We start from the raw sequence: 14,426 nt of genomic DNA on the forward strand, positions 1-14,426 counted from the left end.
AATGTCTGTCCGACGGGGGAAGCTAAGAGGGACAGCATGGTGCTGAGAGGCAATTTCAAAATGGAAGGAATGGGCATGGAATGATGGATGAGCATCGTTATGAAGAAAGATTTGAAGGCAGCAAAACCTTCTATGTGTCCGTACAGGCCGGGCAAATACTAGAGGATCAAGGAGCGGCAGCCTATGAGCTGGAGATTTATACGAATGCTGACCAGGTCAATCTGCTCAGGGAGCTGTTTGAAGAGCTGGCATCGATGGATGAAGCACAAACCTTCCACTTCGCAGGCAGTCCTTTCTCGCCGAATAATGACGAGGCGCTGAACGGCGCATACGACGACATTATTGGTCGCATCTATCGGCTGCTGCATGAATGCGGAACCAGCGATACGAAGCGTCATATTGAATCGATGGAACTATTTTAATGGAGAGAGGAGAGGGATATAGTGGATACTCTTCGAGAGACATCCATGTTATAATTTGTCCTAAAATGTTTTGGGGGCGAATGGGATGCAAAAGCTGGTGTTTTTTGTAGGAGTAGCAGGTACGGGGAAGACGACGGTCGCTTTGAAGCTTAGCCGATTTATGCCCGCGGCATTTCTTGACCGGGATACGATTGGCGGCAGATTCGTAGAGGCTATTCTCGAGATGAAGGGGCTGGACCCGAAAGACCGCGATTCCGATTTCTATAAAAAGAACTTGCGCGATTTGGAATATGACACGGCTAAGGATGTCTGTATTGAGAACTTGGCTGCGGGGCAAAACGTTTTTATGATCTCGCCGTTTACAGCGGAGCTGAAAAACCGGGAGTGGATCGAGGACGTCCTTGCTGCCGCAGAGCTGACGAAAGAGCAGGTCGATGTGAAGGTAATTGTCGTTACTTTGCAGGACATGGAATTGCAGCATAATCGGATAGTGGCCAGAGGAACGGAGCGCGATACGTGGAAGCTGGAGCATTGGGGCGACTTCCAGAAACGGGTCGATTTTGTACCTGCGATTCAATGGGATATTCCTGAGAGCAGCATCCTGGTCTTCGACAACAGCGGCGAACTTACGGATGCGAAGGTAGAGCAATTGCGCAGCTTTGCGCTTGGCGAGTAACATATAAGCAGAATTTATTTGAGCTCCCGGCATACGTTGTCTTGCCTGGAGTTTTTTTATCTCGGGAGTTGCGGCTATTGTAGCTAACCGGATTTTTCGTATAAAAAAAGCTGCTTAGCAAGCCGGAATCGACTTCGCAAAGCAGCTGTATGTGTCATTCATGGCGTCCCAGGAGGGATTCGAACCCCCGACAACTCGCTTAGAAGGCGAGTGCTCTATCCGACTGAGCTACTGGGACGCGTGAGTAATAATATAGCATGGCTGCTGGAGGTTTTGCAAGACATTTTTTAGATATTATCAAAAAAACTTCGGCATTTTTTTCTTGCGACCAGGCGTGGTATAATCGTACGCAAGATTGCAGGATGATTCCTGAAGCCAAAAAAAGGGGTTACTCGAAGGCGGTGTTAACATTACAACTCCTCAAGATCCTCACACAGAGGGTAAAGACAACGTATACTTATTTCCAAGCATGCTGGATCAATATCAGATTCAATTGACCCGAATGCTGGAAGCGGAGCAATACCGCGAAGCGAAAGAGCTTCTAACCTTTCTTCTCCAATGCCAAGGGCAGGAGAAGCGGCATTACGAGGAATGGGACAGTCTGCTGGACTGGCTGGAGATGGCCTTTCCTGACGTTGCGGACAGCGGCGCTGATCCCGGAACGGACGATGCCGGGAATGAAGAAGAGACGCTGCGTGAGCAGTTGCTCAAACCGCCTGTTCAAGATGAAGCTTACATCCATCAGGTGATGTATATCATGCAGCATCATCCCATGATGGATCAGCAAATGCTGGCACTGGAGAGAGCAGCATACATAGATGACGGCAATGTAACAGAGACCATACTGGATTGGCTGAAGAGCGCACCGTTCCATCCGCTTCTCCAATTCAAAGCTCTGCAATGCTTGCGCAAGCGCGGAGCATCGGGCACCCTGTCCATTGAGCGTTTGGATGAGCAGGTGGAGGTAGAGGTTGAAGCGACTCCGCTGACGCTGGAAGAGTTCCCGCAGCCGATCGGGCGCATATTGGAGAGGACAGCGACGATCGCCGAAAACGATGATCCCACGCTGCCCCACTTTGCCAGAGAGCTGTGGAAGGAAAGTTTGGAATATTTGTACGGCACATCCGCCTACAGATGGATGCTGCACGACAACGACGAGACGGTTGACTGCTACGCAGCAGCGCTTCATTTGACGCTGAATTTGACGGTCTACGGCTCAGCGAATGACGACGATATACGCGATACATATGGCATTACGGATAGCCTCAGGTTCCGTTATGAGCAAGCATGCAGAACGCTTCGCGGTGTAGCCATGCAGCTCCAAGCAGACGGCGAAGAAGGCTAACCTTGAAAAAATTGTCCATCTTGTTTATAATGGAATGGTTTATGTAACGTGAAAACTTGTGATGCATGCGCATTTTTGGAGGGGAAGGCATAAAATGAAAGCAACTTGGGAAAAAATAGACAAGAACCTCGTCTCAATCGACGTCGAGGTAGATGCTGAGAAAGTAACGGTCGCACTCGACCAAGCCTTTAAGAAAGTGGTAGCAAAGGTTAACGTACCTGGCTTCCGCAAAGGCAAAGTGCCGCGGGGCATTTTTGAATCCCGTTTTGGCATAGAGAGCCTGTACCAGGACGCAATCGACATTTTGCTGCCTGAAGTGTACACAGCTGTTGTGAAAGAAAATGATCTTCAGCCGGTTGACCGTCCGGAGATTGACGTAACGCAATTCGCGAAGGGCCAATCCTTCAAATTCAATGCCAAAGTAACGGTTAAGCCTGAAGTTCAGCTTGGCGAGTACAAAGGCCTTGAAGTTGAAGCGGTTCAAGCAGAAGTGACTGAAGAAGAAATCGGAGCTGAACTGGAGCGTCTGCAAGGACGTCATGCCGAGCTGACGGTTGTGGAGGAAGGTCCTGCACAAAACGGTGATATCTCCGTAATCGACTTCGACGGATATGTAGACGGCGAGCAATTCGAGGGCGGCTTCAGCGAGCGCTACTCCCTTGAGATTGGTTCCGGTTCCTTTATCCCAGGCTTTGAAGAGCAAGTAGTGGGCATGGAGCTTGGCGATTTCAAGGACGTTGAAGTAACGTTCCCTGAGACTTACCACGCTGAGCACCTGGCAGGCAAGCAAGCTGTTTTCAAAGTGAAACTGCATGAGCTTAAGCGCAAATCTTTGCCGGCACTTGACGACGAGTTCGCGAAAGACGTTAGCGAATTCGACACGCTTGAGGAGTACAAGCAAGATCTCGTTAGCAATCTGAAAGAGCGCAAGGAAAAAGAAGCGGAGCAAGCTCGCGAAGTAGCTGTCGTAGACAAAGCGACTGCAGCGGCTGAAGTGGAAATTCCTGAAGCGATGATCGACACGGAAACGGACTACATGGTGAAGGATTTCGAAAACCGCCTGCGTATGCAAGGCATGAACCTTGACCTGTACTACCAATTCTCCGGCCAAACAGAAGAAGTGCTTCGCGGCCAAATGCGTTCCGACGCAGAGAAACGCGTTCGCAACAACCTGGTGCTTGAAGCGATTGCTAGCGTAGAAGGATTCGAGGCTTCCGATGCTGAATTGACAGAAGAGCTTGAGAAGCTGTCTACGCAATACAATCGTCCTGCAGAAGAACTGCGCGACATCTTCGAGAAGAACGGCAACATCAGCAATCTTCAAGAAGATATCTTGCTTCGCAAGACGATCAAGTTCCTTCTTGACAACAGCAAGACGGTATAAGACATCCCCGGCTTTGGCTGGTATAGAAGAATAAGAAGAACCAAAGATAAGGCGCGTGTATAATACGTGCCTTATTTTTACCCTACATATTGGTTTCAACCCTTGCATTTGCGGGCAATCCGCATACATATCGTTTCACCGTCGTCGTATACTGTAGTATTGGAAAATGACATCAAAACAAGTACGTGATACAATGAGTGAGCAACATACACTCCAAAACGAAAAGAGGTTGGTCGCATGAATCTGGTACCGATCGTAGTTGAACAGACGAATCGCGGAGAACGATCCTATGATATCTACTCCCGGTTGCTGAAGGATCGCATTATTTTTCTCGGAAGCGCTATTGATGATGACGTCGCGAACTCTGTTATCGCCCAGCTGCTTTTCCTGGCGGCCGACGATCCAGAGAAGGACATTCATCTATACATTAACTCCCCTGGCGGCTCTGTAACGTCAGGCATGGCGATATTTGATACAATGCAATACATCAAGCCGGATGTGTCCACGATTTGCATGGGCATGGCGGCAAGTATGGGTTCATTGCTGCTTACGGCAGGCGCCAAAGGCAAGCGATTCGCGTTGCCTAACGCCGAAGTTATGATTCACCAGCCGCTTGGCGGCGTGCGGGGGCAAGCGACAGACATTAAGATTCACGCGGACTGGATTCTGAAAACGAAACAGAAGCTGAATCAAATTTATGTCGATCGTACCGGACAACCGTACGAGAAGATTGACCGCGATACTGACCGCGACTATTTCATGAGTGCGGAAGAAGCTTTGGCCTATGGTTTGATCGATAAGGTCATTACTTCGCCGGGACTTGTGTAATTGACGACGACTTATAAGAAGGGGTGAGTGCATGTTTAAGTTCAATGACGAGAAAGGCCAATTGAAATGCTCGTTCTGCGGAAAATCCCAGGATCAGGTGCGCAAGCTGGTAGCCGGTCCTGGCGTATATATATGCGATGAATGCATCGAGTTGTGTACCGAGATCGTAGAAGAGGAGCTCGGCAATGAAGAAGAGCTCGATCTGAAAGATATTCCGAAACCGAAGGATATCCGCGCGATTCTGGATTCTTACGTTATCGGGCAGGAGTTTGCGAAGAAGTCGCTGTCTGTTGCGGTATACAACCACTACAAGCGCATTAATTCCGGCAGCAAGATTGAAGATGTCGAGCTTCAGAAGAGCAATATTTTGCTTCTGGGACCTACAGGTTCCGGCAAGACGCTTCTGGCTCAGACGATGGCCAAGATTTTGAACGTGCCTTTCGCAATCGCGGACGCCACTTCGCTTACAGAAGCAGGCTATGTCGGCGAAGACGTCGAGAATATTCTGCTTAAGCTGATTCAAGCAGCAGACTATGACGTGGAGAAGGCGGAGCGCGGCATTATCTATATCGATGAGATCGACAAGGTAGCTCGCAAGTCGGAGAATCCGTCCATTACGCGCGACGTATCCGGTGAAGGCGTGCAGCAAGCCCTCCTGAAAATATTGGAAGGCACGGTCGCTTCCGTACCACCGCAAGGCGGCCGCAAGCATCCGCATCAAGAGTTCATTCAGATCGACACGACGAACATCCTGTTCATCTGCGGCGGTGCATTCGACGGCCTCGAGCAGTTGATCAAGCGTCGTATCGGCAAAAAAGTAATCGGATTTAATTCTTCCGGAGAGCCTCAAAAAGATCTGAAGCCGGGTGAATATCTGTCCATGGTATTGCCGGAAGATCTGTTGAAGTTCGGTTTGATCCCGGAATTTGTCGGACGTCTTCCAGTCATCTCCACATTGGAGCCGCTTGATGAGCAGGCACTCGTTCGGATTCTGTCCGAGCCGAAAAACGCTCTTGTTAAGCAGTACCAGAAGCTTCTGGAGATGGACAACGTGAAGCTGGACTTCGAGCCGGCGGCACTCGATGCTATCGCGAAGGAAGCGATCAAGCGCAATACAGGCGCCCGCGGTCTGCGTGCCATTATCGAAGGGATTATGCTTGAGGTGATGTATGAGGTGCCGTCACGCGACGACGTCAGCACATGCCTTATTACCGAGCAATCGGTTCAGGATAAAATTATGCCTGAACTGACCGCCAAGAAGGGCAAGAAGAAGGAAGAAAGCGCCTAAACCATATGTAACATAACCCGTTCCACCCCATGGCAATTAGGCGTTCGCGCTCGGTCATGGGGTGGACTTTCGTGTTTTAATATAAGATAATATAAATGATTCGTTATTCCATTCATCTACCAAATCGGTAACGATGAATGGACATGTTTACCGGAGGCTCGTAGGTCTTATACGTTTGATGGGAGAGATCACTTATGTATTTGCGTCAGGACACAGTTGCGGTGAAGGTTGGAGATCTGACGATCGGCGGCAGCAATGAAGTTATTATTCAAAGCATGTGCACAACCAAGACGGCCGATGTGGAAGCAACCGTCGCAGAGATTCTCCGGCTGGAGGAAGCGGGCTGTCAGATCGTACGCGTGACCGTGAACAACAAGGAAGCCGCGGATGCTATTAAAGAAATAAAGAAACGCATTCATATTCCGTTAGTCGCGGACATTCATTTTGATTACAGGCTCGCGCTTGCGGCAATAGAGAATGGTATTGATAAAGTTAGAATTAATCCGGGCAATATCGGTCGTCGCGAGAAAGTCGAAGCTGTCGTCAAGGCCTGCAAAGATAAGGGCATTCCGATTCGAATCGGAGTTAACGCAGGCTCGCTTGAGAATCATCTGCTGGAGAAATACGGCTATCCAACGCCGGAGGCGATGGTTGAGAGCGCTTTGTTTCATATCGGCATTCTAGAGGAGCTTGACTTCCACGATATTATCGTGTCGCTCAAAGCATCCGATGTGCCAATGGCGATCGCCGCGTACAGCATGGCTGCGGAGAAGATCAAATATCCGCTTCATCTTGGCATTACAGAGGCAGGCACGCTCCATACTGGCACGATCAAGAGCTCTGCGGGTATTGGCGCGTTGCTGGCTTTGGGCATTGGCAATACGGTTCGCATCAGCCTAAGCGCTGACCCAGTAGAGGAAGTCAAGGTTGCCAGAGAGCTTCTGAAGACGTTCGGTCTCATTACCAATGCGGCAACACTCGTATCTTGCCCGACTTGCGGCCGTCTTGATATCGACTTGTTCTCCATTGCCAATGAAGTAGAGGACTATATTTCTAAAATTAAAGTACCGATCAAAGTATCTGTGCTTGGTTGCGCAGTGAACGGTCCTGGTGAAGCGCGCGAAGCGGATATCGGCATTGCCGGCGCTCGCGGTGAGGGTATGCTGTTCCGTTACGGAGAGATGATCCGGAAAGTGCCGGAGGCAGAATTGCTCAACGAATTGAAAAAAGAAATCGATGAAATCGTGCGTGTTTTTGAGGCTACTGGTGAAATTCCGGGCCGCAAAAACCATGCTCATGCTTAAGTGTGAAATGACGAAGGAGACTCTACCCTGTTGCAGGGCAGAGTCTTTTTTCGATGAAGCTATAATGGTCAACGAATAGAGCATAATTGTCCACATACGTAATATGGAGGGCTTGTCCTCTTAAGCCGCCTTATCCCCTGTAAACGGCTATGACCGCCATAAGCATTTGACCTACTACTCTTCAAACTTTGCCAAGCTCGTTCATCGAGGCTGCATTTATGGCTTGTGCTTCTTGTTTTTGTAGGATGTGATCATTTCATTAAACAGCCATGCCAAGCCGCTCGGCCAGTCTAGCCCCGCGGCATAGAAAGCAAGCGCATCCTGATCTCCGACGTTTGATGAAGCACCCTTGCCTTTTTCACCATCACGTTCATTGACGGTATCCTGGGAACGAGTAGCTTGTCCGTCTGTGCCTGCAGCGCCGTTCGCGTCTTCCTTGCCCGGATTCCCTCCTTGGCCCATAGCATGCGCTTCATTGTGTGTCTCGCTCAATGAATCTCCCCCTTTCCTGTCGATACTGACAAGATATTCATTAAGGGCAAGAAAGGTCAGGGGGAGTTGTACGAGGGAGAGTGCCTTTTTGTGCTGGCCACCCTCCTCATCTCCCCATTGAAATTGCTATTTTCCATCCGACAGGGCGATTATTCCGAAAGGCAAGAGGCAATACTGACTTAATACGGATAATTTTGACGGACGAACATCAGCAATCGCGCAGTACGCCAATAACCGCCGTCTTACGTTTGCGCTTGGAAGGAGCGGGTGAGAAATGAATTTAAGTCTTGTATTAATGTTGGTTCAAGTGTTTTTTGCGGTTGTCATTGGTCTGTATTTCTGGAATTTGCTTCGGAATCAGAAGACGAACCGCTCTGCGGTAGATCGCGAATCGAAGAAGGAGATGGATAAACTCAGGAAGCTGAGATCGGTCTCACTTACAAAACCGCTGGCTGAAAAGACGAGACCACAGACGATGGGCGATATTATCGGACAGCGTGATGGCCTCAGGGCGCTCAAGGCGGCGCTTTGCAGTGCGAATCCGCAACATGTCATCATCTATGGCCCGCCGGGTGTAGGCAAGACGGCAGCGGCTCGTGTCGTACTGGAGGAAGCAAAGAAAAATCCTTCGTCTCCGTTTTTGCCGGAAGCGAAGTTTACGGAAATTGACGCGACCACAGCGCGCTTCGATGAAAGAGGTATTGCTGATCCGCTCATCGGCTCGGTTCATGATCCCATCTATCAAGGTGCGGGAGCGATGGGAGTTGCAGGTATTCCTCAGCCGAAGCCGGGTGCGGTAACGAAAGCGCATGGGGGTATCCTGTTTATCGATGAGATTGGTGAATTGCATCCCGTTCAGATGAATAAGCTGTTAAAAGTGCTTGAAGACCGGAAGGTGTTTTTGGAGAGCGCTTATTACAATTCGGAAGATGCCAATATTCCGCTCTACATTCATGATATCTTTCAGAATGGCTTGCCGGCGGATTTCCGTCTGGTAGGAGCGACGACGCGTTCACCGCAGGAAATTCCACCTGCGATCCGATCGCGCTGCATGGAAGTTTTCTTCCGGCCGCTGCTTGCGGAGGAGATTGCCTTGGTAGCGGAGAACGCGGTAAAGAAAATCGGATTCGGACCATGTCCGGATGCGATCGATGTGGTAAAACGCTATGCAACCAACGGTAGAGAAGCGGTCAATGTCATTCAATTGGCAGCAGGTGTGGCTCTCTCGGAGAAGCGTGATGAAATATCGGCATCCGATATTGAATGGGTCGTTAACAGCAGCCAGATTCCGCCGCGTCCGGACCGCAAGGTGCCAAGCGCACCCCAGGTTGGCTTCGTGAACGGTCTGGCTGTGTATGGCCCTAATATGGGAACGCTCCTGGAGATTGAAGTTAGTGCGATAGAAGCGCTGAAGGGAAAAGGGCAGTTCACGATTACAGGAGTTGTGGATGAAGAAGAGCTTGGCGGGGGCTCGCGCACGCTGCGCAGGAAGAGTATGGCTAAGGGCTCGGTGGAAAATGTGCTGACTGTACTTAGGCGTATTGGGCTTCGTCCACAGGATTATGATCTGCATATCAACTTCCCGGGCGGTACGCCAATCGACGGACCTTCTGCCGGGATTGCGATGGCTACGGCTATCACGTCTGCCATTACAGGCGTGCCTATTGACAATAAGCTGGCCATGACAGGTGAAGTAGGCATACATGGCAATGTGAAGCCGGTTGGCGGTGTTTTGGCCAAGGTGGAGGCAGCATTCCAGGCTGGTGCGGTTCAAGTTGTCATTCCAAAAGAGAACTGGCAGGCGATCTTTGCGAATTTGGACGGTCTGAAGGTTATCCCTGTAGATAAGGTGGAAGAGGTATTTGATCTTGTATTCCCACAGTCAGTTCGGGCGGAAGAACAACCTGAGAAACCGTTTGGAGCTGATACTTTTATCTCCACGAACGTTCCGTATTTGCAGGCTGATTCAGCTGAATGATAAAATAAGGTATGATGTTAATGAATGGAGGTGCTGGCATGGGACCTGGCAAATCGAAAGGTCGTCGTCTGCCCTTGCTTCCGCTTAGAGGGCTTCTCGTGTATCCCAGCATGGTGCTCCACTTGGATGTGGGCAGGGACAAATCGGTTCGCGCGCTGGAGAGGGCGATGGTTGAGGATCATATGATCCTGCTTTGCTCGCAGTCGGAAGTGAACATTGAAGATCCGACCGAAGAGGATATTTATAAAATTGGGACCATAGCGAAAGTCAGGCAGATGCTCAAGCTTCCCAATGGGACGATCCGCGTGCTTGTGGAAGGCGTCGTGCGGGCGGAAGTGCTAAGCTATGTCGAGAACGATCAATTCTATGAAGTGCTGGCAAAGGAGCTTCCGGAGCAGGAGACAGACGATCCTGAAGTGGGCGCGTTAATGCGGACGGTGCTGAGCCAGTTCGAGCATTATATTTCCTTATCCAAGAAAGTAACGCCGGAGACGTATGCGGCCGTGTCTGACATTGATGAGCCAGGCAGGCTTGCCGATGTCATTACGAGCCATCTGTCGCTTAAGATCAAGGATAAGCAAGATATCCTGGAGACGATCGATGTGGCGGCAAGGCTGGAGCGTCTGCTAGATCTGCTCAACAATGAGCGCGAAGTGCTGGAGCTGGAGCGCCAGATCAACCAGCGCGTCAAGAAGCAGATGGAGAAGACGCAGAAGGAATATTATTTGCGAGAGCAAATGAAGGCGATTCAGAAGGAGCTCGGCGACAAGGAAGGGCGCGCTGGCGAAGCGGAAGAGCTTCGTACGCAGTTGACGGAAGCAGGCGTGCCTGAGAGCGTGATGGAGAAGGTTAACAAAGAGATTGACCGTCTGGAGAAAATGCCGCCCTCCTCTGCTGAGGGAGGCGTCATCCGCAATTATATCGATTGGCTACTTGCATTGCCGTGGAGCACATTGACCGAAGACGATCTTAGCATTGCCAAAGCAGAAGAGATTTTGAACGATGACCACTACGGCCTCGAGAAGCCGAAGGAGCGCGTGTTGGAGTATTTGGCCGTCCAGCAGCTGGTAAAGAAGCTGAAGGGGCCGATTCTATGCTTTGTAGGGCCTCCTGGTGTCGGCAAGACATCGCTTGCTCGCTCGGTTGCCAAGTCGCTGGGCCGTAAGTTCGTCCGCATCTCGCTTGGCGGCGTGAGGGACGAAGCGGAAATCCGTGGACACCGCCGTACATATGTAGGAGCGATGCCTGGCCGCATCATGCAAGGCATGAAGACGGCGGGCAGTCTTAATCCCGTATTTCTGCTGGATGAAATCGACAAGATGGCATCCGACTTCCGCGGCGATCCTTCTTCGGCCCTGCTGGAGGTGCTCGATCCGGAGCAGAACAGCACGTTCAGCGACCATTACATCGAGGTGCCATTTGATCTCTCGAACGTCATGTTCGTGACGACAGCCAATGCGCTTCACAATATTCCACGTCCGCTGCTGGATCGAATGGAAGTACTCTATATTCCGGGCTATACAGAGATCGAGAAGTATCAGATTGCCGTTCGTTACTTGCTGCCTAAGCAGAAGCGGGAGCATGGTCTTGCTGAAGAACAGCTTGAAGTGACGGATGAGGCGCTGCAGCTTCTTGTTCGGGAGTATACGAGGGAGTCAGGCGTACGGAATTTGGAGCAGCAAATTGCGGCAGTATGCCGGAAGGCGGCCAAATATTTTGTATCCGACGAAAATCGGGAATCTGCGGTTCCTCTTACGGTAGATGTCGAACGGATCAAAGAATGGATCGGTCCGCCCAAATTCAGATACGGCCTTGCCGAAAGCGAGAACCAGATTGGCGCAGTTACGGGTCTGGCTTGGACCGAAGTGGGTGGAGATACGCTTGTCATAGAAGTGACGGTGATGCCGGGAAGTGGTAAGCTAACGTTGACAGGGAAACTGGGCGATGTGATGAAGGAATCGGCGCAAGCCGCATTCAGCTTTACGCGTTCCAAGGCGGAGCAGCTTGGCATCGATTCGCAATTCCATGAGAAAAACGATATTCATATTCACATTCCGGAAGGCGCGATACCGAAGGATGGTCCCTCTGCCGGCATCACGATTGCAACAGCTCTAATATCGGCGCTTACGAATCGCTATGTCGACAAGGAAGTAGCGATGACGGGCGAGATTACGCTGAGAGGCCGTGTGCTGCCGATCGGTGGATTAAAAGAGAAATCGCTGGCTGCACATCGTGCTGGCATAAAGAAAATACTGTTGCCCAAAGACAATGAGCGCGATCTGCGCGATATCCCGGACAGCATACGCAGCGAGCTGACCTTCGTGCCTGTAAGCCATATGGACGAAGTGCTCCAGCATGCTTTGCTGCCGGCGGCAAATGAAGAGAAAGCAGGGACAACAATTTCATGAAAATTATGGACGTACAATTTATTATTAGCGCAGTCAGACCGGAGCAATATCCGGAGGATGCCTTGCCAGAGATTGCTCTGGCGGGGCGTTCCAACGTCGGGAAATCATCTCTGATTAATAAACTTATTATGCGCAAAAACTTGGCAAGAACGAGCTCGCAGCCGGGCAAGACCCAGCAGCTTAATTACTACCGGGTTAATGACATGATCTATCTGGTCGACTTCCCGGGTTACGGATATGCGAAAGTATCCAAGACGCAGCGTGAAAAATTTGGTGAAATGATCGAAACCTATCTGCAGGCACGTGAGCCGCATAAGCTGCAGCTGCTGGTAATCGATATTCGCCATGAGCCGTCCAAGGATGATGTGCTAATGTACAACTGGCTCAAGCATTTTGAGATTCCGACATGCATCGTGGCGACCAAAGCTGACAAAATTCCACGATCGAAGTGGGACAAGCATATCAAGATGATCAAAACAACGCTTGAAGCAGATCCCCGCGATTCCATCGTGCTCTTCTCCTCCGAGACAGGGCTTGGCCGCGAGCAACTTTGGGACGTCATTAACGAAGCGATCGCCACATAAGGCAGAAAGCGCCGCAAGTTCTTCTATAATTTAGAGAATACAGTGCAATTGTTGCGATTCCTTCTGGAATCTTCCGATTTTTCTTGGAATATGCGCAAATATGAAGACTGGATGGCAGGAATAAAAGCGATAGATCACGTATAATAAACATAAGCAATGCTGAAAAGGCTGCTACTGGCCGAAGCCGGTGGGGTCTCAAAGAATTGAGGAGATTTTTATGGCTAAGCGGCTAGCCACAGAGTATGTAAATGCCAAACTGCAGTTAAATCAAGAAGAAATGACAAGGTTCATCGCTTTTATGGAGGATCAGCAGCTGCGCATGCAGGTACTGGTACTTGATAACGGCAATCAGGAACTCCTTCTTCACGATATCGCAGGGAGGGAAGAAGTCCGACTGACTTTCGAGCGCAGGCAAGACTATTACGTTTGCGAGCTTTCTTGCCGTCTTGTAGAGCCTAAGCTGACCAACGCACTTCGCAAAGCGGTATCCTCTTTCCGAGGCAACGCGATCGTCAATCGCATTTACAGCCATTATACGATGATCTATCACTATAGGAGCGGCACCGTTCAGAAGATTGTGGAAAGTTCTGAAGCTGGCGAGCGGATTGTGTTTGAACACAAGGATACGCTTGGTCAACTGGAGCGTGTATTCAACAGTCGACTCATCGAACGGGAGATCGGATTGGTTCAGGGCGCTGTGAACGAGTTGCTGGATCTGCGCAACCAGACAGCCGATCGCGCCGAAATTGCCACCATTGACCAGAGGCTGACGGAGCTCACGCACAAGCTGTTCGTGCTTGAAGCATAGGAGCTGACGGGAATGTCCCAGGTGAGAAAGAGGGGCCGGCAAGCCGGCTTCTCTTTTTTTCTAAAGGTAGTTTCAGGACAAGCCAGAGGAACATAAAGTGAAACGTGATCCAATGCGATGGCCTCAAATTGGAGGCTTCGCAAAAAAAACTATTGCATTTCTCGCGGATAGATGTTATTTTTATTCTCGTTGAAAACATTGTTGCTCCACAATATTAGGAACCAGGATTCACTCAGGACATAGTTATGTTGCGAGAGATTAATCCCTCGGGAAGTGAATGACGTAGGTCCTAGCGGATGAAATTTTTTAAACATTTTATTCCTAGGAAGGGGGAACCGGAAGATGGAATACTCAACTTTCGGAAGACACGTTGCTGTTGATGCTTGGGGTGTAGATTTTGAATTGCTGAACAGCGCTGAATTTTTGCAATCTCACATGGTAGAGGCTGCTGAAGCTTGCGGCGCAACGGTATTGTCGGTACAATCCAAACAATTTGAACCTCAAGGCGCTACGGTACTCGTGCTGCTGTCGGAGAGTCACCTCTCGATTCATACGTACCCTGAGAGAGGCTTTGCTGCGCTTGACTGCTATACCTGCGGTGAAACTGTTGATCCTCAGCTCGCGATTGATTACATGCTGACGGTGCTTAAGCCAAAGACGACCCACGCGAAGAAGCTGGTTCGCGGCATGGGCGAGCTGCAAGTCGAAGATCCAAAAATGAAACAAATCGAGCTAGTGTAAGAGCTCATTATTGTATGATACGGGGATAACCATGGAGCCATTCCATGGTTATTTCTTTGTGAAATCAGGGTATACTGTGAATGTATTTTTCAAACATTATTCATAAATGAACCCAATATGAATGTCGAACTATGCTATACTATTCGATAACATCAAGGGATGGACTGG

At 50.0% G+C, this 14,426-nt stretch carries 13 protein-coding genes and 1 tRNA gene; 12 read left to right on the plus strand and 2 right to left on the minus strand.

Annotated elements, in window-relative coordinates:
• Positions 1 to 80 precede the first annotated feature (80 nt).
• Positions 81 to 422 (plus strand): hypothetical protein, encoded by a 342-nt coding sequence (locus DX130_RS02140; RefSeq protein ID WP_240644128.1) that lies wholly within the window; start codon positions 81 to 83, stop codon positions 420 to 422.
• Between the two features lie 85 nt (positions 423 to 507).
• Positions 508 to 1,098 carry a P-loop nucleotide/nucleoside kinase family protein gene (locus tag DX130_RS02145; protein WP_116042457.1) on the plus strand — a complete coding sequence of 197 codons (591 nt, stop codon included), beginning with the start codon at positions 508 to 510 and terminating at the stop codon, positions 1,096 to 1,098.
• Positions 1,099 to 1,259: 161 nt separating this feature from the next.
• On the opposite strand, the gene DX130_RS02150 is transcribed toward DX130_RS02145, so the two are convergent.
• Positions 1,260 to 1,336, minus strand: a tRNA-Arg gene (locus tag DX130_RS02150).
• A 231-nt stretch (positions 1,337 to 1,567) separates the two neighbouring features.
• Here DX130_RS02150 and DX130_RS02155 point away from each other — a divergent pair.
• The 5 genes from DX130_RS02155 to ispG all read left to right on the plus strand — a co-directional run bounded on the left by DX130_RS02155 (position 1,568) and on the right by ispG (position 7,247).
• Positions 1,568 to 2,443, plus strand: a complete 876-nt coding sequence (locus DX130_RS02155; RefSeq protein ID WP_116042458.1) for a hypothetical protein — start codon at positions 1,568 to 1,570, stop codon at positions 2,441 to 2,443.
• Positions 2,444 to 2,537: 94 nt separating this feature from the next.
• Complete coding sequence (gene tig, locus DX130_RS02160; RefSeq protein ID WP_116042460.1) at positions 2,538 to 3,827, plus strand: trigger factor; 1,290 nt, start codon at positions 2,538 to 2,540, stop codon at positions 3,825 to 3,827.
• 237 nt (positions 3,828 to 4,064) lie between these two features.
• Positions 4,065 to 4,655, plus strand: coding sequence for an ATP-dependent Clp endopeptidase proteolytic subunit ClpP (gene clpP, locus DX130_RS02165; protein ID WP_116042462.1), 591 nt, complete (start codon positions 4,065 to 4,067; stop codon positions 4,653 to 4,655).
• 31 nt (positions 4,656 to 4,686) lie between these two features.
• The gene (gene clpX / locus DX130_RS02170) at positions 4,687 to 5,943 is read left to right on the plus strand and encodes an ATP-dependent protease ATP-binding subunit ClpX (protein ID WP_116042464.1); all 1,257 of its coding nucleotides are present in this window, start codon (positions 4,687 to 4,689) and stop codon (positions 5,941 to 5,943) included.
• Positions 5,944 to 6,137: 194 nt separating this feature from the next.
• A complete protein-coding gene (gene ispG, locus DX130_RS02175; protein WP_116042465.1) occupies positions 6,138 to 7,247 on the plus strand; it encodes a flavodoxin-dependent (E)-4-hydroxy-3-methylbut-2-enyl-diphosphate synthase in 1,110 nt (369 codons plus the stop codon).
• Between the two features lie 216 nt (positions 7,248 to 7,463).
• Here ispG and DX130_RS02180 read toward each other — a convergent pair whose 3' ends face one another.
• The gene (locus DX130_RS02180; RefSeq protein WP_116042467.1) at positions 7,464 to 7,739 is read right to left on the minus strand and encodes a hypothetical protein; all 276 of its coding nucleotides are present in this window, start codon (positions 7,737 to 7,739) and stop codon (positions 7,464 to 7,466) included.
• A gap of 274 nt (positions 7,740 to 8,013) precedes the next feature.
• On the opposite strand from DX130_RS02180, the gene lonB reads away from it, so the two are divergent.
• From lonB to speD, 5 genes are all read left to right on the plus strand, one after another.
• The gene (gene lonB, locus DX130_RS02185; protein ID WP_116042468.1) at positions 8,014 to 9,717 is read left to right on the plus strand and encodes an ATP-dependent protease LonB; all 1,704 of its coding nucleotides are present in this window, start codon (positions 8,014 to 8,016) and stop codon (positions 9,715 to 9,717) included.
• 38 nt (positions 9,718 to 9,755) lie between these two features.
• Positions 9,756 to 12,125: an endopeptidase La gene (gene lon, locus DX130_RS02190; RefSeq protein WP_116042470.1), complete on the plus strand. Its 2,370-nt coding sequence runs from the start codon at positions 9,756 to 9,758 to the stop codon at positions 12,123 to 12,125.
• Positions 12,122 to 12,709 carry a ribosome biogenesis GTP-binding protein YihA/YsxC gene (gene yihA / locus DX130_RS02195; protein ID WP_116042472.1) on the plus strand — a complete coding sequence of 196 codons (588 nt, stop codon included), beginning with the start codon at positions 12,122 to 12,124 and terminating at the stop codon, positions 12,707 to 12,709. The genes lon and yihA overlap by 4 nt, the downstream gene beginning before the upstream one ends.
• A 217-nt stretch (positions 12,710 to 12,926) precedes the next feature.
• Entirely contained in the window at positions 12,927 to 13,517 is a 591-nt protein-coding gene (locus tag DX130_RS02200) for a non-ribosomal peptide synthetase module (protein WP_116042473.1), read from the plus strand.
• A gap of 342 nt (positions 13,518 to 13,859) precedes the next feature.
• Entirely contained in the window at positions 13,860 to 14,258 is a 399-nt protein-coding gene (speD, locus tag DX130_RS02205) for an adenosylmethionine decarboxylase (protein WP_116042475.1), read from the plus strand.
• Positions 14,259 to 14,426: the final 168 nt, after the last annotated feature.

Origin of the sequence: Paenibacillus paeoniae (assembly GCF_003388735.1) — a bacterium.
Lineage (GTDB): Bacteria > Bacillota > Bacilli > Paenibacillales > Paenibacillaceae > Pristimantibacillus > Pristimantibacillus paeoniae.